The 398-nt window shown below is 63.1% G+C and carries 1 protein-coding gene; it reads left to right on the top strand.

Features of this window, described 5'->3' with window-relative positions; genetic code table 11:
- Positions 1-279 precede the first annotated feature (279 nt).
- On the top strand, positions 280-398 hold a 119-nt coding region (locus tag EXE45_RS21740), incomplete at its 3' end, for an MOSC N-terminal beta barrel domain-containing protein (protein ID WP_199233710.1).

The raw sequence follows: 398 nt of genomic DNA, 5'->3' as shown, positions 1-398 counted from the left end.
GAGCAGTTGGCGCAGCTCATCCCCGTGATGTCGAGGTGGGTGGTCCTGGTGCTCATCTTGGGTAGTACTACGGGCTACACCCTTAGTGCGTTTTCCACTTCGAAACCAAAGGTTCGAGCGGCCGATTTCTTCGAATCGAAAGCGAACGCGATCCCGTGAGCCAAACCGAAATCCACCAATCCCGGAATCGAGTGGAACGACGCCGCCTCCGCGGGGGAGCGAGACTTCGAGACCGCGGTCGACCGAAGGCTATTGGACGCGGCGCCCCCTCCCCGAGGTATGGCTCGCGTGGAGCGACTCACGGTGTTTCCGGTGAAGGGGTTAGACGGGGTCGACGTCGAGGCGGCACGGGTCCTCGACGGCGGGACGCTGGAACGCGACCGCGAGTTCGCGCTGTT

Origin of the sequence: Halorubrum sp. SP9 (assembly GCF_005435015.1) — an archaeon.
Taxonomy (GTDB): Archaea; Halobacteriota; Halobacteria; order Halobacteriales; family Haloferacaceae; genus Halorubrum; species Halorubrum sodomense.
The sequence above is the reverse complement of the archived record's forward strand: the minus strand, read 5'-3'. Positions and strand labels throughout refer to the sequence as shown.